Raw genomic sequence first — 22,346 nt, 5'->3', positions numbered from 1 at the left:
TTCTACCCCCTCCCTTCTGTTGAAGCAGCTGCGGCTGAATCGCCTGCCATCATGAGACCCAACTGCTGATCGTCGCGATTATCGGCATCCACTTCACCCATTAAACGTCCTTCGTACATAACCGCAATCCGGTCGGACAAGGCATACAGCTCATCAAGCTCAAACGAAATGAGCAGAATGGCCTTACCTTGATTCCGCGCTTCCACCAGACGCTTATGTACGTATTCAATCGCGCCAATATCGAGACCGCGTGTCGGTTGCACCGCAATAAGCAGATCGGGATTCTTCCACAGCTCCCGGGCAATTATGGCCTTCTGCTGGTTACCGCCGGAGAGCGAACGGGCTTTGGCATGAATACCGGACCCGCGGACATCAAACTCAAGTACCAGCTTGTCAGCCAGCGTGTCCATGGCCTTGAAATCGATAAAGCCATTTTTGCCAAACTGCGGATCGAAATAACTGCCAAGAATCATGTTCTCGCTCAGCGTAAAATCAAGCACCAGACCATGCTTATGCCGGTCCTCCGGTATATGGCTTATTCCGGCAAGCGACACTTCCCGCGGCGTGCGGTTCGTAATATCCTTGCCATTGAGGTTCACGCTTCCGCCGTTTACGCCTCGCATGCCCGTAATCGCATAGACAAGCTCGCTTTGGCCGTTGCCGTCTACCCCTGCAATACCGAGAATCTCGCCTGCCCGGATATTAAAGTTGATTCCGTCGAGCACCTGCTTGCCTTGATCGCCCTTCATGCGCAAGGAATCAACAGACAGCACGACATCGCCAGGCTCCTGCTTCGATTTCTCAACTTCGAAGGTCACGTCTCTGCCGACCATGAGCTCGGCCAAATGACGTTCGTTTGTCTCCGATGTCGGAAGGGTGCGGATCACCTTTCCTCTGCGGATTACGGTTACCGTATCGGCAAGAGCCATAACTTCTTTCAGCTTATGGGTAATGAGGATAATGGATTTGCCCTCTGCCGACAGACTGCGCAGAATTTCAATCAACTCTTCGATTTCCTGAACGGTTAGTACTGCCGTAGGCTCGTCGAAGATCAGAATATCGGCGCCGCGGTACAACGTCTTCAGAATCTCTACCCGCTGCTGCATGCCGACCGTAATATCTTGAATCCGCATCTGCGGATCTACTTTCAATCCGTAACGTTCGGAAAGATCCCGAACTCTCTGATTTGCTTTTCTGTACTTCAAAAAACCGAATTTAGACGGCTCGTTGCCAAGCACGATATTCTCGGCAACCGTGAAAGGCTGCACAAGCTTGAAATGCTGATGGACCATGCCGATCCCAAGTTCAATTGCTTTACCTGCTCCGTCAATGACGGTCTTATTGCCGTTAACCCAAATCTCGCCTTCTTCCGGCTGATACAAACCAAACAAAATGTTCATTAGCGTCGATTTACCCGCGCCATTCTCACCAAGAAGGGCATGAATCTCGCCTTTTTTCAGTTCAAAATTAATGTTATCATTGGCCACTAACCCTGGAAAACGTTTCGTTATTCCTTTTAGTTCGACAGCCGTTGTGCTCCGGATCATTCTTCCATCATCCCCCCGGGGTTTCTACCTTAATGGCAAAAAAGGACAAGACCGGCTGGAGCCGGCCTTGCCTTGACACAGCGACATCAAATAATTTTCTGTCCGAAAATTATTCGGTAGGCACCGTAATCTCGCCGCTGATGATTTTTTGTTTGAACTCTTCAACTTTAGCCAAAACATCAGCTGGAACGTTCTTCGTGGAAGTCTCAGGCAAGCCTACGCCATTGTCTTTCAGACCAAGAGTTACGACTTGTCCGCCTTTCCAGTTGCCGTTGATCAGATCAGTCGATACTTTATAAACGGCAGCTTCTACGCCTTTCATCATGGAAGTCAGTGTAATTTCGTCACCGAATTCAAGCGATTGGTCTTTGTCAACGCCGATTACCCATACGTCTTTACCCGCGTCTTTACGGGATTTCGCTTCGTTGAATACGCCATTGCCGGATGCGCCGGAAGCGTGGAAGATGATGTCGACGCCAGCGTCGTACATCGTAGCAGCCGCTTGCTTGCCAAGGTCAGGCTTGGAGAAGTCGCCTACATAGTTGATTTTCAGTGCTTTTGCAGCTTCAGGGTTAACCGCTTCGATACCCGCTTTAAAGCCGGCTTCGAATTTCTTGATAACCGGAATTTCCATACCGCCTACAAAGCCGATTTTGTTTGTTTTTGTTGTCAGACCTGCAACTACACCAACGAGGAAGGAGCCTTCGTTCTCCGCAAATGCTACGGACTCAACGTTTGGCAGCTCTACTGCCGCGTCGATAAGCGCAAATTTGGAATCCGGATTTTCCGTTGCAACTTTAGTCATCGCATCCGTAAACAGGAAACCGATACCCCAAGTCAGATCATATTTCTCCGATACGAAAGCCTTCAAGTTAGGCTCCATGTCGGCATCGCCTTTGGATTCAAGATATTTTGTTTCAGCGCCAGTGTCAGCCGTTACTTTCTTCAGAGCTTCCCACGCGCTTTGGTTGAAGGATTTGTCGTTAACGCCGCCAACGTCCGTTGCCATACCGATCTTCAGTTTAGAAGCCGGTGCTTCGGATGCGTCCGGAGATGCAGTACCTGCATTGCCGCCCGTGTTAGCGTTATTTGCGCCATTGTCGCTCTTGCTTCCGCATGCGGACAAGACAACTGTCAACGCCAGGATAATCATAAGCATTAAACCCGCCTGTTTTTTCATACCTGTTTCTCTCCCCTGCTTTTTATTTTAGTTAGGGCAATTGTACTATCTTTATTATTCTTGATGTCCACCGCCGCTATTCTTCTTAATTATAATTACAATCTAACAGCCGTCAATCACATTATGTCAACTAATTTAACACAGAAATTATGTTCAGTAGAACATGGTTCATTTATGTAACTTTTGTGCGAGATCGTTCGGAATTTTCCAACAAATAGCTGACTTAATCCCGACGTGTTTGCTTGTTATTACCCTCAGAATCCGAACAATGAAACATATATCCAAAAAAACAGCTGCCTCACGCTTGCGAATGCAAACATAAGACAGCTGCTTGATTATTAAGATCCTTTGTTTGGATCTTCGTCGTCTGGTTTTTGTTCATCCAGTTCAGGAGGCGTAATATCGCCTGCGTCACGGCCTTGAATGCGAACCTTCACGCCGCCGATCGTATCTACGATTGGCTCGGAAGAAGATTCAGCTGCTCCGCTTCCTTCTCCGACAGGCTTATCTCCGCCCGCAAGATCTCCGGATTCAATCAAATTCTTGATTTGCTCAAGCTCGAGCGTCTCTTCTTTAAGCAGCGTTTGAGCGATCAGATGTACTTCTCTGCTCTTATCCGTCAACAACTGCTTCGCGCGAGTGTAGCAATCATTGATGAAGTTTTGCATTTCTTGGTCAATTTCATAAGCAATTTTATCGGAATAATTCTGCTCGTGACCAAGGTCTCTGCCAAGGAATACCTGGCCTTGCGATTGGCCGAATTGCATTGGGCCAAGCTTGTCGCTCATGCCGTATTCCATAATCATGCTGCGGACGATACCGGTGGCTTGCTTGAAGTCGCTGTATGCGCCAGTACCAATCTCGCCGATAAACAATTCCTCTGCAACCCGTCCGCCAAGCAGACCCGTTACTTTGTCGAGCAGCTCTTGCTTCGTTACGAGCATACGGTCTTCCTTCGGAAGCATAATGACGTAACCGCCGGCGCGGCCGCGAGGAATGATTGTAACTTTATGCACCATGTCCGCGTGCTCCAGGAAGTAGCCGACAATGGTATGACCTGCTTCGTGGTAGGCGACGATACGCTTCTCGCGGTCGCTGATGACACGGCTCTTCTTCTCCGTACCAACGATAACGCGGTCAATCGCTTCATCAACCTCTTGCATGGCAATGTCTTTCTTGTTGCGGCGGGCAGCAAGGAGGGCTGCTTCGTTCAGCAGGTTCTCCAGATCTGCACCGGTGAAGCCGGTTGTACGCTTAGCAATGACATCAAGCTTAACGTCTTTATTAAGCGGCTTGTTGCGTGCATGTACTTTCAGTACAGCTTCACGGCCTTTCACATCTGGGCGGTCAACCGTAATTTGACGGTCGAAACGTCCCGGACGAAGAAGCGCCGGGTCAAGAATATCCGGGCGGTTCGTCGCTGCGACGATAATAATGCCTTCGTTGGCGCCAAAGCCGTCCATCTCAACGAGCAATTGGTTGAGCGTTTGCTCACGTTCGTCATGTCCGCCGCCAAGTCCGGCGCCGCGCTGACGGCCAACCGCATCGATCTCGTCAATAAAGATAATACAAGGAGCGTTTTTCTTCGCATTCTCGAACAAGTCGCGGACACGGGATGCACCAACACCAACGAACATTTCCACGAAGTCCGAACCGGAGATGCTAAAGAATGGTACGCCTGCCTCGCCGGCTACGGCGCGGGCAAGAAGCGTTTTACCGGTACCCGGAGGACCAACGAGCAATACGCCCTTCGGAATACGCGCGCCCACCACATTGAATTTGCGAGGATCCTTCAGGAAGTCAACGACTTCGACAAGCTCTTGCTTCTCTTCGTCGGCACCTGCCACATCCTCAAACGTGATGCGCTTCTTCTCTTCGTTGTACAGCCTTGCGCGGCTCTTGCCAAAGTTCATCACTTTGCCGCCGCCGCCCTGGGCTTGATTCATCAGGAAGAAGAACAAAATAAATATGATCACAAACGGAATTATGGAAGTAAGGAACGTAAGCCAGATGCTTGGTGTATCCATTGGCTTATAGTTCAGCTTGAATCCATATTGCTCTTCTGCAGCGAGAATATCTTCTCCCGCTTCCAAGGCTACCCGCGATGAGAAGTTCTTCTCTCCTTTGGAGTCCGCAGGCGGCTCTTTATATTTACCTGAAACCAAATAAGTATAACCATCGTACTTCACGGTCAGTTCTTCAACATTGTTGGAACTGATCGCCTGGCGAAGCTGATCGTAACGAATTCCGACGGTAGTATTATTTTGGCTGCTGATAAACTGAATAATCCCAACCGTTACTAAAAAGATGATCAAATAAAATCCAGTGTTACGGATGATCCGATTCATCCCCTACCTCCTCTCAAGACGCTTCTAATATTTTAACATAGCATGACTTTCCATCTCAATAGAACCAAAGGCGAGGGGGAGGCATGCCGGTTTAACCGCAATTTCTATTTCTCGTAAACTTCCGGCTTCAGAATGCCAATGAACGGAAGGTTGCGGTATTTCTCTGCGTAATCGAGGCCATAGCCGACAACAAACTCATCCGGCAGCGAGAAGCCGGTGTAGTCCGCTTCCAGATCCACCGAACGGCGCGCAGGCTTATCGAAGAGCGTAGCAACCGTTACCGACTTGGCATTGCGGCGCTCCAGCACATCGATCAGGTAGCTTAGCGTCAGACCGCTGTCGATAATATCTTCGACGATCAGGACGTCACGCCCTTCTACAGAAGCATCAAGATCTTTAATAATCTTGACGACACCCGACGATTTGGTCGAAGCCCCGTAGCTCGATACCGCCATAAAGTCGATTTCAAGTTTAATCGGCATCTCTTTGACCAGGTCGGACATGAAAATAAATGCGCCTTTGAGGACGCAAATAACGAGCGGATTACGCCCGTCAAAGTCACGGCTCAGCGTTTCCCCAAGTTCCTTCACCTTCGCTTTGATTTGTCCTTCGTCATAGAGTACCTCTTTAATATCGTTCAACAAAATGTAAATCCTCCTATATCTTTCACTTTATAATTATGAATACAGCAGGTCTTCTTATTCGTTCTCCATTCGAATGAACAGGAAGTCCGTTGTCTCATGACCGGTTAGCGCATGGCTCGAACGTCGGATGCCCGGAATCCAGAGCAGGCGGCCTTCCGCATCAACAAGAAGCGGATAGCGTTCACGCTCGGACGGCGCGATCTTTTCGTCAACGAACATATCTTGCACTTTTTTGGACCCATTTAATCCTAAAACCTGAATTCGGTCGCCAGGCTGCCGATTTCGTACCGTGAGCGGAAAAACAAGCTGATCCGCATCAAAGCAAACCTCGCTTCGTCCCGCCGGCTTCACCGCCTCGCCCCGCTTCTGACGCTCGATATGCAGTCTGCGCCCGCCGGCCGCGATGCTCGCCTTCTCTGATTCGCGGGATACCGGGTAAGCATAGCCTGCTTCCGGGGTAATTGCGGCGCTAAGCACTCGAACCCATCGGATGCTGCCATACTCGCGGATGCACCGAACGCCCGAGCCTGCATCGTATCGCCAGGTACTCGGGGCTGCAGGAGCTGCCGCAAGCCGCATTGTCTCAATTGCGTCAAAGGAGGCAATTTCTGCATCCTTCGAAAGATAATTTAATATTAGTTTAATCAATCTTCTTTGTAAAGCGACATGAAGGCCGTGCAGCATGCTGACATCTACCTTGCATTCATCCGGGGTTGACGTTGCAAGAGATGCAAACAGCTTTTGCGCTTCAAGCTCCATCCAGTCATCCTCGGCCCCCGCCACGTCGGCGATCCGCCGGAGCGAGTGGGTAAGCTGAGGATTAAATTGCGAAAGATAAGGAAGAACATCGAGCCGAACGACATTACGGAAATAATATCGCTCATTGTTGCTGCTGTCGTGGCAGTACGGAATGCTCTGCCCGGAGCAATAATCCACAATGTCTGACTTGTTCATACGAAGTAACGGACGTATAAGTTCCACGTTTTTTTCTTGCCGTTTGGCTGCCATGCCCGCAAGGCCGGTCAGGCCTGCTCCGCGGATGATCCGCATCAGCACCGTCTCTGCCTGGTCATCGGCATGATGGGCGAGGGCTATGGCCGAGGCGCGATATTTATGTGCCGCTTCATGAAGGAAGGCATAACGCTTCTCGCGCGCTGCAGACTGGGCATTCATTCCTGTTTCTTCTATGTATGCCGGCATATCCAATTCAATCATTTCAAAGGATACACCAAGCTTCGCTGCATATTGGCGGACAATTTCCGCCTCCTGCCGCGATGCTTCCTTGCGGAAGCCGTGATTCACATGGGCGGCAATAACCGTGAGCTCATCTTGCTGCGCTGCCGCACAGAGCATATGCAGCAGAGCCATCGAATCGGGACCGCCCGATACAGCGGCCACGATCCGGTCGCCCTTCGACCATAGCTGTTCAGCTGCCGCAAACTTCATCATCTCGGTTGGCAGCTTATGGTCCCCCGTTTCCATATCCGTATGTATCTCCCCGTTCCCTTCATTTTAATTCCCTGTTTCTTCTATATACCTTTTATATACCACCGCGAAGCAGCCAGTAAACGGAGATCCCCAGCACAACCGCCGATACGGCTGCAAGTCCCTTCAGCCAGCCAGGCGTCTTTGAGCTTTTTACTCTCGTGTCCCGGCGGTGCAGCAGCCTCCGCCATGCTTCCACCCCTTCGGAAGCATCGTAGAACCGTCCGGCCATTGCCTGCTTCAACCAGCCCGCTACCGGAGTCAGCCCCTTGCACTCGTTAATCAAACGCTCCAGCTCCTCCGCAGAACGAATCTGCGGCAAGCCTCCGGTCAGTGCTTGAAGCTTCTTCGGTTCATGCAGCATGATGCACAGTAGGGCAAAAGAGAACAGGTCATAACTCGCATCGGCCGAGCGCGACCCCGCATTCCAGAAGCCGCGGTCATAAATCTCCGTGAACTGGCGGATGCCCTTGCCCATAGCCGTAACGCCGCCGTAATCGACAAGCTCCACGTACCCGTAATCGGCAACCAGTACGTTGTCAATCTTCAGATCGCCAAATACCCAGCCTTTGCGATGAAGCTCGGCAAGCTTACTAAGCAGATTAAGCCCAATAAGGGGGAACCACTCCGGTCCGTTCTTCGTCAAAAAATCGGAAATCGTTACTCCGCGCACGTATCTCATAATATAGAAAGGATACTCTTTGCCGTCAGGTCCAAGCAGATCGTCCACCTCGTAGAGGTAGGTCTGCTTCCGGTCCTGCTTCTCGAGTGCCTGCAGCACGTTAATCTCCGACTGCAGATCAATGGCATCCATTCCTACCTTAAGTGCGCACCAGCCGCGGTCAGCATGAACGAGATAAACCTTGCCGTTCGCTCCCTCTCCAAGCAACCGCTCCACACGATAACGGGAATGCTTCCACTTCCCCGTTACAACGGCACCGCGGCGGAGATTTAACTTAAACGACGTAGTCACTCATCATCCCATCCGTTTCATCGTTTTTGCTCTTCTTACCATAATCCCCCTGCCGATAAAAATCAATGACCTGCATAAGAGCCGGTCCTGTCGGCGTTGTCCCGCTCATCGGAAATTTCGTAAATATAGAAGAAATATTTTTCAGATTATCGGTCCAATCGAGATCCAGCTTACAGTCCTCTCCGTACTTGCTGCTTGGAAAATGGAATACCGCAATCTCGCTATGCCCCTGGCGGGCCTGCAGGCTCAGCATCAGGTCATGGATTGCTTCCTCCACCGCGCGAAGCTTTGGCTTCATACTGGCGCTCGCGTCAATAAGCAGGGCAACCTGCAGCTTAGAGGTCTCTCCCAGCTCGTCAATGACACGGACAACCTCGCTCCTCTTCTCGGGCGGGAGCGCTTCAATCGAGCCGTTGCCAAGCACCTGCTTCAGTTCCTTCTGGACGGCCAGCTGAATCGTTTGGACCGCTGTTTTCCTCGTCAGCATTTGAACCGTCTGCGACAGCTGCCGCATATTTACAAGTCTGCTCAGGCCGCCTCCGGCACGAGCCACCTCTTCAATCTCGGATGCACCAAGCTCTCCTACATCGCCATAATCCAAAATGCCTACAACATTTACCGCAATTCCTTCCGCCTTCGCATGCGCCGCCGCCACAACCGGGCTCATCCCGACGTTGGAGCAGCCATCCGTCACCAGCAAAATCTGTTTCATTCTTCATTGCCTCCTCTTCGAAACAAGCATAACCTCTCTATCAGTTTTGCCGTTTGAAGCGAGGGATAAACCGCTAGATTGCCCTATTTCCCGAGAAATTATGCAGGCTGTCGATTTAAAAACCTAAAATAAAGCATAACTTGTCCCATTTATGAAGCAAAAAGGCTCCAGGCTAAAGCGCAACCTGCCGCGCTTTAGCCTAAGAGCCTGCATCCGCCCATATGTCATCTGCCTCCTTCAGCTAACCGTACGGGGCCGTTCCAGCCGTGTAAGTCCAGGCCAGCGGAATGACGCCCACTCCGGCAAATGCTTATCGATCCGCGCTACAAGCACGGTCATATCATCATTAATATCCCCTTCATGATGCCTCACGACAGTCTCCAGCAAGGCATCGGCCATCTCCTGCGGATTCTCCGTCTTCAGCTCTTGAATAATCCTCTTCATCCACATCTCCTTATTAACCGCATGCCCCGGCGCATCATAAATACCGTCGCTCATCATGACGATTGTGTCGCCTGGCTGCAGCGGCATTGAGATCAAATCGAAATCGATATCCTGTAAAATACCGACCGGCAAATTATTTGCCGTTACCGGGATCACCTCGTTTCCGCGTTTAATAAAGCTTGGCGTAGACCCGATCTTCATAAAGGTCGTTTTGGCTGTATATAAATCGATCATCGCTAAATCAATCGTCGCGAACACTTCATCCGGCGATCTTAACAGCAGGATCGAATTGACCGATTTGATTGCCAGCTTCTCATCCATCCCGGATTTCAGCAGCTGCTGCAGAATCGACAGGGCTGCGCTGCTCTCCTGGCGCGCGCGTTCCCCGTTGCCCATGCCGTCGCTAATCGCCACGGCAAACTTGCCATTGCCAAGCTCAAGCATGCTGAAGCTGTCTCCCGACAGCAAATCGCCACCCTTAGCAGCGCCCGCTATGCCCGTTTCCACCTCAAACTCCTTCGCTGAGCCAAACACAACGAGTGTCGGCTCGCCATTCTTCTCTGGCGGCCTCTCCGACTTGACGGCCACATGCTCGCCCAAAATATCCGATAAGAGCGGCGCAATAATTTTGCGGCTTTCGTCGTAGCCCCTTGCGAAATGGTGGTACAGCTCGATTTCCACATTCCCCTCCTCCAAATTAATCACTTCGATTTCCTGTATGGATAAGCCCAGCCCCTCCAATGCTTCGCGGATCTGTTCCTCCTGCAGATGAAGAGTCTGTCCTTCTCTCTTAATCTCTCGCGCCAGGTCCTCCATTACCTGAGATACGCCCGATAGTTGATCCGCCACAAGCTGGCGGGAGTCGAATATTTGTTTTTTCCAGTGCATATCATTCTTGTACAACTCGTGCTCCTGCTCGATAATGCCCAGCACCTGTGCCGGCTTCGTGCAGTGCGAAGCCCATGTGCGCGGCATATTGTGCGAGGGTATGCGGTCCTCCTCCACCGCCGAGATCATATCTTTCATCATTTGATAGGTTTGATAGTACTTGCCCTCCCAGCAAGCCCGGTTTCTATGGCAGTCCGCGCAGCTTCGCGCCGATACCGACTGCATGAAAGTATTAATCTCCTCCTCTCGCTTCACTGTGGCTGCTGTGCCATTCAACTGACCAAAGCTCTTCGAGAGCTGGCGGAACACCTCCGAATATTGCGATACCCGATCCGCCGTTACGTCGCGTACGCGCTTGGCATATTCATGCTGCGACTTGGCATGCTCGTTGGTGCCCGGAACATAGCGGGCGATGGTTCGAATCATGATTTTGGGTGTAAGCATAAGCAGAACGGCTGCTGTGACCGACTCCCAGGTCGAGGTCATCACATCCGATCCGCTGCCGACATAAACGGCAAGAATCGAAGTGCCTAGCAGCATGCCGAAAGCGACAGCCGCTTTGCCGCCTTCCCGCAGAAGGCCGGCCAGCAGCCCTGCGAAGGCGAGCAGACTCATCTGCACCACCGAGTTAAAGTCAGCGAGGCTGAGGATCAGCCCGGCCACTACCCCAACGCAGGCGCCAAGCGGAGCCCCTCCTGCCAGCGCGAACAGCAGCAGCAGGAACCGCGACATGATATGTTCAACGGACAGACCGTAAATTTGCCAGCCTACCGCCCCGGTCATGACGGAGGCAAGCAAGATCATGAGACATATGATTTCCTCATTCTTGAGAGAGGCGGTCTTCTTCGACATGGTCAGAACCGGTATGGCTTGAATAAAGACCAGCGTAAGCACAAAGCTGAGCGCCGCCTCTACCACCACCATCATAAATCCATACCAGCTCATCGTATCTCCTATGAAGAGTCCAAATAGCTGCACAAGTAAGGTGGAGATAAAGACGAGTAAGGGAGCAGTCCCGAGCTCCGCTTTTTCGTAAGCCTCCAGGCCTTTAAATAAGAGGAATAGAACGGCCAGCTCCATCCCGATCCATAAGGGTGCGGGCGTAACCGCGAACCAGCTCCCGGCCACAAGCGAGACGGCTGTCCAGGCGAATGCGTCTTTTCGAAGAAAGTAGACAACCGCGAAGTACGCAGCAGCAAAGGGCATTAAGGATTCCAGGATCACCGCCCGTCCGAGCAGAAAACCAAGCCCGACCAGCATAATGGTCCATTTCTTAGCAAGCACTAATTGGACAAGTCTTCTTGAGGATAGCCATCCCCGCCCTTTATCCATGATCGAACGTCCCCACCCCATCTGTTGTTCTCCTGCAGGAAACATAATCACATTTTGCTTCTTCATAACAAGCACCACCCATTCCGGTTTATTGTGGTTCTCATTATAGGAGCATGTCCGTATAAAAGTTTGTCAGTTTACCGTGGGTGCCTAAAAGTTTTTTCCGACAAAAGCCAAAAGGGCAAGCCATAAATTGTCAGCGCTTTCAAAACCGCGCCGTTCCTGAGCTTAAACCTAACACGAGACTATTGGCACGTCTGCCGCTTCAACAAAAACCGTCGCTCCGCGCCTTCCGCAGCCTGCGACATCTTTGTTTTCTGCTGTCGGGATTGCAAGGAGTATCGGGGAAAACGAGTAAAACTTTTTTTCGGAAGAGGTATATTTTTTGGAATTTAGCATAGAAGAGGCTAGAAAAACGCCAATCTGGCATCCGTTTGGGAGGGAGCATGAACCTGAGGATCATAAACAACGCTGTATTTGCAGCCAGTTGAAGGCAGCGTGTCTCTGCTTTATGAAGAAGTTTGTCATGTCGTACGGCCCGTGCAGGGTGATTGTTATTACCCCGCGCTGGAAATTTTTAAACACAACCACGCGGAAGTGTCGAGACGTTAAGGAGAGTTGCGTGAGAAAACCTTTATCGATGCAGTTCGATGATGAGCGACCGCGTTTAGCGGTAGGTTTTATCGCGGATCAAATGCGGTGAGAAAACCCTTATCGTTGCAGTTCGATGATGAGCGACCGCGTTTAGCGGTAGGTTTTATCGCGGAATGGACCATATTCATGGTCCATTGCCGTAAAAAAGGCAGAACCGTTTAGGTTCTGCCCTCATATGATTGTATAAAATCCAGCTTAGACCCGTTTAGCACCGCGTCCGCCGCGTTTGCCTTCGGTATTTTTCTTCAGGGAGGAAATCCGTTCTTCGCTATCTTTCAGGAAGCGAGACATTTTATCCTCGAATGACGGTTTGTTGTAAGACGGTCTGCCAGCCGACTGCTTGTTGAATGGACGTCCACCACGGTCTTGACCGCCGCCTCCACGGTTAAAACCGCCGCCTCCGCCGCTTCCACCACCAACACGTGGTTCACGTTGTGGCGCTACTTGGCCTTCTGGCCGGTCAACTGCCTGTTTAATGGAAAGTCCGATCTTACCGTCCTTATCAACGTTGATCACTTTGACTTTAACAACATCGTCAATTTTCAGGTGATCCTTCACGTCTTTGACGTAGTTGTCGGCAATTTCCGAGATGTGAACGAGCCCTGTGACACCCCCGGACAAATCGACGAATGCTCCGAAATGCGTTATGCCTGTCACTTTGCCTTCTAACTTGGCCCCTACTTCAATTGCCATAAAATAAAATGTTCCTCCCTAAGCTAAATAGCGTTACTATCGTGATTATAACCGAATCGCCAAAGTAAGGTCAACAGACGTTCACCCGTTGTGGCGTCTATTTAATGACCTGAATCTGCTGTTCTCCAGGAGTTACCATCCCTTGTTCCTTCGTTGCTAGTTGTCTGATATATTCCGGATCGTTAAGTCGATCAATTTGCTGTTGGAGCTGTTTGGACTGCAGGGTGGAATCATCTACCTGCTTCTTGATCTCCGTAAGCTGTACCTGCGTGGCCCGGCCATCCTTGATCTGTCCAATAAAGGTATACGCAGCCCAGCACAAAAATAGAGTGATGCACATGGCCCATATGCGCAAACGGCGTTTGGATCCTGCGTTCCCTGTCGATTGATTGGCTGTGGCAGTCGTCATAACGGTAAACCTCCTAAAATCAATAATCACCCAAAAATGGCCGATTTTACTGCCCATTGCGATGATTCATGCTTCGAAAGCATAGTCTTCGTTAAAACAGGCGTTTCCATAATTTAATCACGCCAGCTCGTACCTTGTCCCATTTTTCTTTAAGCTGCAGACTGTTAAGACGCGGTCCAAGCCATCGCCACAGCGGACGAATGAGCGGACCAAGCAGAAATCTGAACAGCAGCCAGAATGGTCGAACCAATTGTAGCACAATTTTTAACAGGAATACAGTGAGTGCAGTCCCAAATCCGATAAGAACGCGGATTAACCGGTACAGCAGAATGACCGGCTTCACGATTAGCAGGTCAAATGTCCGGAGCGTGAACCGAATGAGGGCTCGTACCGCTTCAATGAGCCATTTCACAATACCGATAACCGGCTTGCTCAGCAGCCAGTAATAGCTCAATACGCCAATAAGCAAACCAAGAAAGACATACGCCCGCACCTCGCCGTAGTTGCTGGCGTACAGCACCCGGAACACAAGGAGTGATGCGGCCAGCCAGTACACCATATCGAGTACCGGCAGCGTCCACCGCGGAAAGCGCAATTCGTTCGACACCACCCGATAGCCGTCGAAGATCACGCCCATTCCGATGCCCGACAGCAGCATCATCCCCATTGTGAAAAACTGTAAGCTTAAGGAGGTCACTTAAACAGCTTCCCGAATAAACCCTTTGTTTTGGTAGAGGCATTGCCGTCCAAATAGGCGAGCGAATGGACAAGCCCCTCAATCGCAACCAGATTCTGCTCGAGGTTGAGATGTTTAATATGCAGGTTTTGCCCTTTTATCATCAGGAAGCCAAGTTCGGTATCGAGCAGAAACTCTTCGCTGTCGAAACTTTCCACATTTAAAACGCCGGTAATTTCGAGCAGCTTGCGGTTCAGCATCTTAACTTCCTGCCGCTTCTGCCCTTTGCTTTGTTCAACCATTGACCCGTCCCTCCACTTCGAAAGCATAGCTTGAGACTAGCTTATGGGGGCTCTACGAACTTTAGAACAGCCGCCGGGGGCAAATCTACTCTTTCATATTTCCGCTAGAGAGCCGGATTGCCTCCTTCCCTGGCACCCTTCACGCGCTTCAGCTGCGCCACGATAATGACGCTGATGACAACAAGCAGGAACCAGGAGCTGATCTTGCCCAGATGGACAATATGCCAGGTATGCTCTTGGTTCGGATAAGCCCATGCCCCCATAAACGTCGAAATATTTTCCGCGAGCCAGATGAAGAAGCCGATGAGCAGAAACGACAGCACCACATGCATGCGGTACTCCTTGCCCCCCACTTTGTACGTGAAGGAAGTACGATAAAAAACGACAACAAGCAAAACCGTCAGCACCCACCGCAAATCCCAGAAATAATGATGGGTAAAAAAGTTCAAATAAATGGCCGCACAGACCATAACGGCATATCGCTGCCTCGGCCATCCGTGCACGGAAATAGAGAGCCTCCTCCATGCCTGGCAAATATAGCTCGCAACGCTCGCATACATAAACCCGCTATAGAGCGGCACGCCAAACAGCTTCGACCAGCCTTCCCCCGGATAAGACCATGACCCCATATGCACCTTATACAACTCAAGCATCAGCCCGATGATATGGAACATGCAGATAACCTTCAATTCGTCGATCGTCTCCAGCTTGAATACCACCATGCCAACTTGCGCAATCAGGCAGATCAGTAGAAGAAGATCATAACGGTGAAAGAACGGAATCGAGACAACTTTCGTTAAAGCGAGCGAAGCAAATATAATAACCGGAAAAATACAGGACATCGCCTGCTGATAACCAAAATTAAAGAGCTGCCCGACGCGGCGGATCCATACGGCATTCAATAAGGGCTGCAATTCCATTGGCATGCCCCTCCCCTCCATAATGAAAAATCACCATTAAGGTACCACAGTGTTTATTGTTTTACAATAAATAATTAATGATATCATTGATATATTTGTTGTTAGAATAGAAAAGGAGCATTCCTCTTTAAGAGAAATGCTCCTTTTCTTCTAGGAATTATACCGTTGCAGCAGCTTCATCAGCCGCCTTTGCGGTCGCCGCATGTTGCTCCGTTCTAAGCTTCAGATAGAGAACTAGAGACAGAATAGTCCCCAGTATGGAGATCCAGTCTATAAACAGATTATAGAGTGCAACGGTAATCCCGTTCGAATAGGCTGCTTCCATGAATAACTTTCCTGCAGACCAGGTGATCAAAAAAAGAGCTCCCTGTATGACGACACTATAGCCGATAAAAGCCCAAAATTGCCCTTTGGCCATATTCCGGCTGCTCTCCAGCGGATTGGTTACCGACGTATTCTCGACAGACACGACTACAGGCAATAGCAGCAGCCGCACGTACATGAAAAAGCCCGGAATGATGAACAACAAAAAGCCTGCCGTTAAAATAACGCTTTGGAGAAAGCTGTACATGATCATTCGAGGCCATTTGCGCAGTCCCCAGCGGTAGGCATCGGTTATGCTGCCTTTGCTCCCTTGGAGGCGTCCGATCAAAAAGTGAACGACTACAGGAGTTAATAGAGTGATGAATAGCATCGAAATAAGAATATCCCGGACGGAGTAGCCTGAGGAGCTGGGAACATACGAAAAGCTGTAGTAGGCTATAAGCTGAATGGGCACCGAGGTGATCGCTGTTAGAAGAAGGAGCGCTCCGGCGTTTTTTATAAATAAAGAAAAAGTCATCCCTAATACCCCCCCGCCTTTCGACGGACGGATCTCGGGCAAATTCGTCATGGCTGGTATCATAGCCGCTTTCCTCCTGATCTGAGCACACAAAAGAGCTGTCACGGCTTACGTGACAGCTCTTGTTGGTTACCAGCCGAGGTTATCCTCGCGCGGGCGTTGTTCTTCCTTGATCAAAGTGTAAAGCTCACCGGCTTCATCCTTACGAGTCGTCTCCGCAATCCGTTCGACGCGAACGGTTACCGTCTTCTGTCCGTATTGGATCGTAAGCTCATCCCCTGTTTTAACCGTGCTGCTAGCTTTCGCTTCACGGCCGTTGATCCACACGCGTCCTTGCTCGGACACGTCCTTCGCTACCGTACGGCGCTTGATCAACCGGGATACTTTGAGGAATTTATCCAGACGCATGAATTACTTGATAGCGTCTTTCAGTTTGTTGCCTGCTTTGAATGCAGGAACTTTGGATTCTGGGATGGAGATTTCTTTGCCCGTTTGCGGGTTGCGGCCAACGCGGCCGGAACGTTTACGAGTTTCGAAAGTACCGAAGCCGATCAGTTGTACTTTATCTCCGCCTGCAAGCGCGTCAGTAACTTCGCCGAGGAAGCCGTTCAATACCGCTTCTACGTCACGTTTAGTCAAGCCGCTTTTTGTTGCAATGTTGTTGATCAGATCTGTTTTGTTCATTATTAATATCCTCCTAAATTCAATTCGCCTGTTTTGTTCGGTCTACTGCGGACCGTTTGTTTGGTAATTTTAAGCATAAACACAAACACGATGATACTTATTCTGCTTGTCTGTAAAAAAATCCTGCTGCACGAGTAAAAAAATTTACCGAAAGATGCAGAAATGTTGCGATTTGTGGCGAATCGGCGGCTCTATTGTCGCTTCGCTTCTTCCCACCAACGATCCATTTCTGTTAAATCAGTCTGGTCAAAAGTTTTGCCGTTTATACGAAGCTGCTCCTCAATATAAGAGAATCGGCTTTTAAATTTCGCGTTCGTGCGAGAGAGTGCCTCCTCGGGATCCGCATGGATAAAGCGGGAAGCGTTCACGACCGCAAACAGCAAATCTCCCAGCTCACCTGCTTGCTCATCCGAATCCTTCGAATCTATCGCCTCTTGAAGCTCGCGAAGCTCCTCTTCTATTTTGCTGAGAACCGGTCCAAGCTCCTCCCAATCAAAGCCAACCTTCGCTGCTTTCTTCTGAAGCTGGTAGGCCTTCATAAGTGCCGGCAGATCCTTCGGAATGCCGTCCAGCTGCGATTTGCGGGCGTCTGCTTCGCCTTTGCGCTTCTTCTCCTCGGCCTTCATCTGCTCCCAATTGCCAAGCGCCTCAGCCGCATTGCCGGCACTGCGGTCGCCAAAGACATGGGGATGGCGGAAGATCAGCTTCTCGTTCAGGCTCTCGATGACATCGTAGACGGAGAAAGCACCTGTCTCCTCTTCCATCTGGCTGTGCAGCATAACCTGCAGAATCACATCGCCGAACTCCTCCCGCATGTTGTCAGGATCGTCGTTATCAAGCGCTTCAAGCGCTTCATACAGCTCTTCGATGAAGTTCTTGCGAATCGATTGATGCGTTTGCTCGCGGTCCCACGGACAGCCCTCGGGGCTGCGCAGGATAGCAACGATCTCATGCAGGCGGTCAAACGTGCGGTTAAGAACGGCATCCTCTTCCGTACGCGGCACCCAGATCAGCGACAAATTGCCAAATCCCGGCGTCCGGTCCAGCTCATACAGCGGAACCTTTAGAATCTGCTCTTCGCCCGTAACGCCAAGCGCATGCCCGACAACGACCTCATAATCATCGGGATAACGCTCCATAAGCGCCAGCTTCACATCCGAAGCCGTGTAAGCATCATAGACCTGCCCAATAATCGTATGTACGCGCGGCTGTACATGAGCCGCCTTCAGCTCGGCAGCATCAAGCAGGGAAAAGCCTTCGATCGGATCGATGCCAAGACGGATAAACGCTTGATCCAGAAAGCTTTCGCCGCCAATAATCTCGAGCGGAATGCCGGCTTGCGAGCAGCGCTCGCGCAGCAGCTGCACCGTGCGCTCCGCCACCATCGGATGCCCAGGCACGGCATACAGGATTGGCGCGGATGCTTCCCGCGCCTTGCGGACAAGCGTATCCGCTATTGTATCATAAACCTCCGGGAAGGTGTCATGCTGCTCATATACGCTGTCAAATGACGTGTAAGCAAGATGATGCTCGCGCAGCAGCGACATCACCGGATGCTGCTCCGTACGGACATAGACCGCCTCAGCGGCCTGCAGCCGCCGCCATACGCCAAGCGTTAATTGATCGGGATCTCCGGATCCCAGGCCAACTACCGTTATCGTTTGTGCCATATTCGTATTACTCCTCCCTGCCACAGGCAGATTCTACACGTAGTATACCATTTCTTGCATGCGGATTAATAATAACCACTGGTTGATGAAGGCGGGGACGGGAGATTTAGGTATAATAATAGCAACTAAGGAACAGAGAAGGAGATGCTGTTCATGAAAATCGTTATCGCCCCGGATTCCTTCAAAGGAAGCTTGTCCGCTGCTGCGGCTGCGGAAGCCATCGCACAGGGAGTCCGAAGATGTCTGCCCGATGCCGCCGTCATCAAGCTGCCAATCGCCGATGGCGGCGAAGGAACGATCGACAGCCTGCTCGCTGCAGCGGACGGAGAGCGCGTGACCATTAGCGTAACCGGACCGCTTGGGAAGCCCGTGAATGCATCTTACGGGCTTCTCGGCCAGACTGCCATTATTGAAATGGCGGAAGCGTCAGGCCTTTGCTTACTGACAGAGGAAGAACGTAACCCTGTACGGACGACAACCTACGGAACGGGCGAGCTCATCCGTCATGCGCTTGAACGCGGTTGCCGGCGGTTTCTGCTCACCGTTGGCGGCAGTTCCACCAATGACGGCGGAGCCGGTATGCTGCAGGCGCTTGGAATGCGGCTGCTTGACCGGGAAGGCAACCCCATTCCTCCTGGCGGCGGTAATCTGGCGGAGATTGTTACGATCGACGACAGCTTGTGGGATCCGCGTATTGCCGAATCCTCTTTCGTTATTGCCACAGACGTGCAAAACCCGCTTATCGGCGAGCAAGGCGCTTCCCGGATCTTCAGCCCGCAAAAAGGCGCCACTCCCGAAATGGTCGAGCAGCTTGAGCACGGTATGATCATTTGGGCAGATCTTATTGAAGCCAAAACAGGCGTCAGAATTCACGAACGCCCGGGCGCCGGAGCAGCTGGCGGCTTATGCGGGGCTTATCTGGCCTTCTTCCCCGCTTCCATGCGCCGCGGCATTGACGTTGTCCTGGAGCATGTCCGGCTGGAGGACCATCTGGCCGGGACTGAACTCGTTATCACCGGCGAAGGCCGCATCGATCACCAGACCGCATCCGGCAAAGCACCGATGGGCGTCGCCCAGCTGGCCAAGCGGCATGGTGTACCCGTCATTGCGCTGGCCGGTTCAGTCGGCTCCGGCATTGACGTCCTATACGCGGAGGGCATCCATAGCGTCCATAGTATCGTAACTACGCCCATGACGCTGCAGGACGCGATAGAGCGCGCCTCCACCCTGCTTGAGCTGACCGCGGAACAAGTGACTCGAACCTTTATTGCGGGGCGCAAAGGCAATTAATTTAATGAATAAGGAGGGGGTCCAAATGAAATACGAATGGAAGAAGAACGACAAAACGCTGTATCTGCCCAAAGCTGTCCCTTCCGTGATCGATGTTCCTCCCGCGAGCTATTTTATGTTAAACGGGAAGGGCAACCCCAATCACTCGGATTTTGAAGATGCCATCGGCGTATTATATTCTTTGTCCTACACCTTAAAAATGCTGCCCAAAAAAGGAGTAACGCCGGAGGGATATTTCGACTATACGGTGTTCCCCTTAGAGGGCATATGGGATTTAGAGGAGGACGCCCGGCATGCCGCCGTCCTCAATAAAGACAAGCTCGTTTACACCATTATGATCAGGCAGCCTGATTTTGTAACAGAGTCACTCGCTTTAGAAGTGATCGAGACCGTAAGCAAGAAAAAACCGCACCCGCTTCTGGGCAAGGTAACGTTCGGAAAGCTGGAAGAAGGGCTATGCGTTCAAATGATGCATCACGGCCCGTATGATGATGAACCGGCAAGCTTTGCAAAGATGGAGCAATATTGCGAGGAACAGGGGCTCAAACGAAGCTCGAAGCTGCATAAAGAAATCTATATCTCCGACGCGAGAAAAACGCCGCCGGAAAAACTAAAAACCGTTCTCCGTTTCCGGGCGGGGCGCAATTGATTTCAGTGTGGGATTGTACTGATTGACGCATATGAGATCTCCGTCCAGGATTGTATCTCTTTCGGTTGCTGTTGCCGTTTTAAAGCTTGAACAAGCTCGTAAACGAGGCTTTTAGACGGCAAAGGCTACAAGCTCTCTGCAAGAAAGCTCCCCCGGAAGCATATGCTGCTGCGCTCCTCAAAAGATACAATCCCTCCCCTCAATCAATTGCTGTTATATGCCGATAAGGCTGCCCACCGAACCGGGCAGCTGATATGTTTCGAGGTCAAGGCGGCCTAAGTCGCCTTTAAAAAACAAAAATAGGCCGCCCAATAGTATGGGCGGCCTGATTTCGGTTACAAAATCGCCGGCTTAGGGCGATTTTTTTGATCGCGATGCGATCGATGGATAGGGTAAAGGAAATATACTTACTGGAAGAGCGTACGCGCTTGCCTTTGTACCCATGAAATCTCGCCCGAGCGAGTTAATTCAAATTTCATGGGTACAACAGCAACTGGAAGGAAGTATATTTCCTGCACCCGCCCACCATCGATCATTCGCATCACTTGTAGCGAGGCAACCAATCACCATGAGCCTCGATCAAATCATCGCACAAAGCCACAATATCATCCAACGACAGCTCAGCCGATGTATGAGGATCCAGCATAGCCGCGTGGTAAATATGCTCTCTCTTCTGCGTCAAAGCCGCTTCAATCGTCAGAAGCTGCGTATTAATATTCGTGCGGTTGAGCGCAGCCAGCTGCGGCGGCAAATCACCGATATACGTCGGATTAATGCCGGAACGGTCTACGAGACAAGGTACCTCTACGCAAGCTTCCTTCGGAAGGTTGGTAATCAGGCCCGTATTCATGACGTTACCGCCAATTTTGAACGGATTACCCGTCTCAATGGCCTCCATAATGTGGGAAGCGTATTCATGGCTGCGTTTATGCTCGATATTGCTGTTGGCAAGCAGGGATTCGCGCATATTGTTCCAGCCTTTGATCTGCTCGACACAACGGCGCGGATACTCATCCAGCGGAATATTGAAGCGCTCGATCAGCTCCGGATAATTGCGCTTAATGAAGTACGGGTGATATTCCGCATTATGCTCGGACGACTCCGTAATATAATAGCCGAACTTCAGCATCATTTCGAAGCGGACCATGTCATGATGCTTCTCCTTCTGCTTCTCCGCCGCGCGGCGTTTGATCTCCGGATACAGATCCACGCCATCCTTTTTCACTTCAAGCAGCCAGGCCATATGGTTGATGCCCGCAATCTTGGATTCCACGCCCGCAGCGTCCATTCCTAAGGTTTTGAACAGATCGGACACGCAAGCCTGTACGCTGTGGCACAAGCCAACCGTTCTTACTCCGCCAGCCGTAGACAGAACATTCGTCAGAACGGCCATTGGATTCGTATAGTTCATGAACAAGGCATCCGGACAAACCTCCCGCATATCCGAAGCGAAATCCAGGACAACCGGGATTGTACGCAGGTTGCGGAAAATGCCGCCGATCCCAACCGTGTCGGCAATGGTCTGACGAAGGCCGTATTTTTTCGGAATCTCAAAGTCCGTAATCGTACACGGATCATAGCCGCCGACTTGAATCGCATTGACAACATACTTAGCGCCGCGGAGCGCTTCTTTCCGATCGGAATAAGCTTTAACGACACAGCTGCTTCCAAGGGATGCTTTCATATTCAACAGCAGCTGCTCGGAATCGCGCAGCCGGCCTGCATCAATATCAAATAAGGCAAGTTCGAAGCCTTGCAGGGCCTCCGTTGACATTACGTCACCCAGTACATTTTTTGCGAATACCGTGCTTCCCGCGCCTAGAAAAGTAATTTTGGACATCTTGCTTCCCGCCTCCGTTTTCGTAAAGGAATTGACTCCTTCACTATATATCCGAAGCAGATAAGCGAACATGGCAAAGCCACTTATTTATTTGTCATAATCCCATTTCCTTATGACGAGCCGGCCTCCCGGCTTTATAATAAGAGAATAAGCTGTTTACCATCC

At 50.9% G+C, this 22,346-nt stretch carries 20 protein-coding genes; 2 read left to right on the top strand and 18 right to left on the bottom strand.

Translation table 11 applies throughout. The features are described from left to right. Positions 1-2: 2 nt before the first annotated feature. The 17 genes from M3194_RS28985 to yabN all read right to left on the bottom strand — a co-directional run bounded on the left by M3194_RS28985 (position 3) and on the right by yabN (position 18,402). Positions 3-1,547 carry an ABC transporter ATP-binding protein gene (locus tag M3194_RS28985; protein WP_251657631.1) on the bottom strand — a complete coding sequence of 515 codons (1,545 nt, stop codon included), beginning with the start codon at positions 1,545-1,547 and terminating at the stop codon, positions 3-5. A 109-nt stretch (positions 1,548-1,656) separates the two neighbouring features. Next, positions 1,657-2,727: a BMP family lipoprotein gene (locus M3194_RS28980; RefSeq protein ID WP_251657630.1), complete on the bottom strand. Its 1,071-nt coding sequence runs from the start codon at positions 2,725-2,727 to the stop codon at positions 1,657-1,659. 338 nt (positions 2,728-3,065) lie between these two features. After that, positions 3,066-5,075 carry an ATP-dependent zinc metalloprotease FtsH gene (ftsH, locus tag M3194_RS28975; RefSeq protein ID WP_251657629.1) on the bottom strand — a complete coding sequence of 670 codons (2,010 nt, stop codon included), beginning with the start codon at positions 5,073-5,075 and terminating at the stop codon, positions 3,066-3,068. 104 nt (positions 5,076-5,179) lie between these two features. Beyond that, a complete protein-coding gene (hpt, locus tag M3194_RS28970) occupies positions 5,180-5,719 on the bottom strand; it encodes a hypoxanthine phosphoribosyltransferase (RefSeq protein ID WP_012772064.1) in 540 nt (179 codons plus the stop codon). Between the two features lie 54 nt (positions 5,720-5,773). Continuing rightward, on the bottom strand, positions 5,774-7,201 hold the full coding sequence (gene tilS, locus M3194_RS28965; protein ID WP_251657628.1) for a tRNA lysidine(34) synthetase TilS: 1,428 nt from the start codon (positions 7,199-7,201) through the stop codon (positions 5,774-5,776). 58 nt (positions 7,202-7,259) lie between these two features. Further along, on the bottom strand, positions 7,260-8,177 hold the full coding sequence (locus M3194_RS28960; protein ID WP_251657627.1) for a serine/threonine protein kinase: 918 nt from the start codon (positions 8,175-8,177) through the stop codon (positions 7,260-7,262). Next, positions 8,161-8,889, bottom strand: a complete 729-nt coding sequence (locus M3194_RS28955) for a vWA domain-containing protein (protein ID WP_251657626.1) — start codon at positions 8,887-8,889, stop codon at positions 8,161-8,163. Before M3194_RS28955 ends, M3194_RS28960 begins: the two co-directional genes overlap by 17 nt. A 237-nt stretch (positions 8,890-9,126) precedes the next feature. After that, on the bottom strand, positions 9,127-11,619 hold the full coding sequence (gene spoIIE / locus M3194_RS28950) for a stage II sporulation protein E (protein ID WP_397334393.1): 2,493 nt from the start codon (positions 11,617-11,619) through the stop codon (positions 9,127-9,129). A gap of 783 nt (positions 11,620-12,402) precedes the next feature. Beyond that, on the bottom strand, positions 12,403-12,900 hold the full coding sequence (locus M3194_RS28945) for a S1 domain-containing RNA-binding protein (RefSeq protein WP_251657625.1): 498 nt from the start codon (positions 12,898-12,900) through the stop codon (positions 12,403-12,405). A gap of 97 nt (positions 12,901-12,997) precedes the next feature. Continuing rightward, positions 12,998-13,309 carry an FtsB family cell division protein gene (locus M3194_RS28940; protein ID WP_251657624.1) on the bottom strand — a complete coding sequence of 104 codons (312 nt, stop codon included), beginning with the start codon at positions 13,307-13,309 and terminating at the stop codon, positions 12,998-13,000. A 91-nt stretch (positions 13,310-13,400) separates the two neighbouring features. Next, entirely contained in the window at positions 13,401-14,006 is a 606-nt protein-coding gene (gene yabQ, locus M3194_RS28935) for a spore cortex biosynthesis protein YabQ (RefSeq protein WP_251657623.1), read from the bottom strand. Further along, positions 14,003-14,287 (bottom strand): sporulation protein YabP, encoded by a 285-nt coding sequence (gene yabP, locus M3194_RS28930; RefSeq protein WP_091190555.1) that lies wholly within the window; start codon positions 14,285-14,287, stop codon positions 14,003-14,005. The genes yabQ and yabP overlap by 4 nt, the downstream gene beginning before the upstream one ends. Before the next feature lie 104 nt (positions 14,288-14,391). Beyond that, positions 14,392-15,207, bottom strand: coding sequence for a DUF817 domain-containing protein (locus M3194_RS28925; RefSeq protein ID WP_251657652.1), 816 nt, complete (start codon positions 15,205-15,207; stop codon positions 14,392-14,394). A 157-nt stretch (positions 15,208-15,364) separates the two neighbouring features. Beyond that, positions 15,365-16,111 (bottom strand): YciC family protein, encoded by a 747-nt coding sequence (locus M3194_RS28920; protein WP_251657622.1) that lies wholly within the window; start codon positions 16,109-16,111, stop codon positions 15,365-15,367. A gap of 66 nt (positions 16,112-16,177) precedes the next feature. Then, positions 16,178-16,456, bottom strand: a complete 279-nt coding sequence (locus M3194_RS28915) for an RNA-binding S4 domain-containing protein (RefSeq protein WP_251657621.1) — start codon at positions 16,454-16,456, stop codon at positions 16,178-16,180. Between the two features lie 3 nt (positions 16,457-16,459). Continuing rightward, positions 16,460-16,732: an HU family DNA-binding protein gene (locus M3194_RS28910; RefSeq protein WP_012772051.1), complete on the bottom strand. Its 273-nt coding sequence runs from the start codon at positions 16,730-16,732 to the stop codon at positions 16,460-16,462. Positions 16,733-16,923: 191 nt separating this feature from the next. Further along, entirely contained in the window at positions 16,924-18,402 is a 1,479-nt protein-coding gene (gene yabN, locus M3194_RS28905) for a bifunctional methyltransferase/pyrophosphohydrolase YabN (protein ID WP_251657620.1), read from the bottom strand. A 153-nt stretch (positions 18,403-18,555) separates the two neighbouring features. Here yabN and M3194_RS28900 point away from each other — a divergent pair, with 153 nt between their 5' ends. Together M3194_RS28900 and M3194_RS28895 are read left to right on the top strand one after the other, a co-directional pair. After that, the gene (locus tag M3194_RS28900) at positions 18,556-19,692 is read left to right on the top strand and encodes a glycerate kinase (RefSeq protein WP_251657619.1); all 1,137 of its coding nucleotides are present in this window, start codon (positions 18,556-18,558) and stop codon (positions 19,690-19,692) included. Positions 19,693-19,717: 25 nt separating this feature from the next. Further along, entirely contained in the window at positions 19,718-20,341 is a 624-nt protein-coding gene (locus M3194_RS28895; protein ID WP_251657618.1) for a GyrI-like domain-containing protein, read from the top strand. Positions 20,342-20,882: 541 nt separating this feature from the next. On the opposite strand, the gene melA is transcribed toward M3194_RS28895, so the two are convergent. After that, complete coding sequence (melA, locus tag M3194_RS28890) at positions 20,883-22,181, bottom strand: alpha-glucosidase/alpha-galactosidase (protein ID WP_251657617.1); 1,299 nt, start codon at positions 22,179-22,181, stop codon at positions 20,883-20,885. Positions 22,182-22,346: the final 165 nt, after the last annotated feature.

This window comes from Paenibacillus glycanilyticus, assembly GCF_023715145.1.
GTDB lineage: Bacteria > Bacillota > Bacilli > Paenibacillales > Paenibacillaceae > Pristimantibacillus > Pristimantibacillus glycanilyticus_A.
Note: the sequence above shows the minus strand (reverse complement) of the source record. Positions and strands in the feature narration are given on the sequence as shown.

Coding starts and splice junctions, on each gene's coding strand:
- melA (WP_251657617.1), bottom strand. CDS start 22,181: ATGTCCAAAATTACTTTTCTAGGCGCGGGAAGCACGGTATTCGCAAAA.
- yabP (WP_091190555.1), bottom strand. CDS start 14,287: ATGGTTGAACAAAGCAAAGGGCAGAAGCGGCAGGAAGTTAAGATGCTG.
- M3194_RS28900 (WP_251657619.1), top strand. CDS start 18,556: ATGAAAATCGTTATCGCCCCGGATTCCTTCAAAGGAAGCTTGTCCGCT.
- M3194_RS28920 (WP_251657622.1), bottom strand. CDS start 16,111: ATGATACCAGCCATGACGAATTTGCCCGAGATCCGTCCGTCGAAAGGC.
- M3194_RS28945 (WP_251657625.1), bottom strand. CDS start 12,900: ATGGCAATTGAAGTAGGGGCCAAGTTAGAAGGCAAAGTGACAGGCATA.
- M3194_RS28915 (WP_251657621.1), bottom strand. CDS start 16,456: ATGCGTCTGGATAAATTCCTCAAAGTATCCCGGTTGATCAAGCGCCGT.
- M3194_RS28910 (WP_012772051.1), bottom strand. CDS start 16,732: ATGAACAAAACAGATCTGATCAACAACATTGCAACAAAAAGCGGCTTG.
- ftsH (WP_251657629.1), bottom strand. CDS start 5,075: ATGAATCGGATCATCCGTAACACTGGATTTTATTTGATCATCTTTTTA.
- yabN (WP_251657620.1), bottom strand. CDS start 18,402: ATGGCACAAACGATAACGGTAGTTGGCCTGGGATCCGGAGATCCCGAT.
- M3194_RS28925 (WP_251657652.1), bottom strand. CDS start 15,207: ATGGAATTGCAGCCCTTATTGAATGCCGTATGGATCCGCCGCGTCGGG.
- M3194_RS28895 (WP_251657618.1), top strand. CDS start 19,718: ATGAAATACGAATGGAAGAAGAACGACAAAACGCTGTATCTGCCCAAA.
- tilS (WP_251657628.1), bottom strand. CDS start 7,201: ATGGAAACGGGGGACCATAAGCTGCCAACCGAGATGATGAAGTTTGCG.
- M3194_RS28955 (WP_251657626.1), bottom strand. CDS start 8,889: ATGAAACAGATTTTGCTGGTGACGGATGGCTGCTCCAACGTCGGGATG.
- M3194_RS28985 (WP_251657631.1), bottom strand. CDS start 1,547: ATGATCCGGAGCACAACGGCTGTCGAACTAAAAGGAATAACGAAACGT.
- M3194_RS28980 (WP_251657630.1), bottom strand. CDS start 2,727: ATGAAAAAACAGGCGGGTTTAATGCTTATGATTATCCTGGCGTTGACA.
- M3194_RS28940 (WP_251657624.1), bottom strand. CDS start 13,309: ATGACGACTGCCACAGCCAATCAATCGACAGGGAACGCAGGATCCAAA.
- spoIIE (WP_397334393.1), bottom strand. CDS start 11,619: ATGAAGAAGCAAAATGTGATTATGTTTCCTGCAGGAGAACAACAGATG.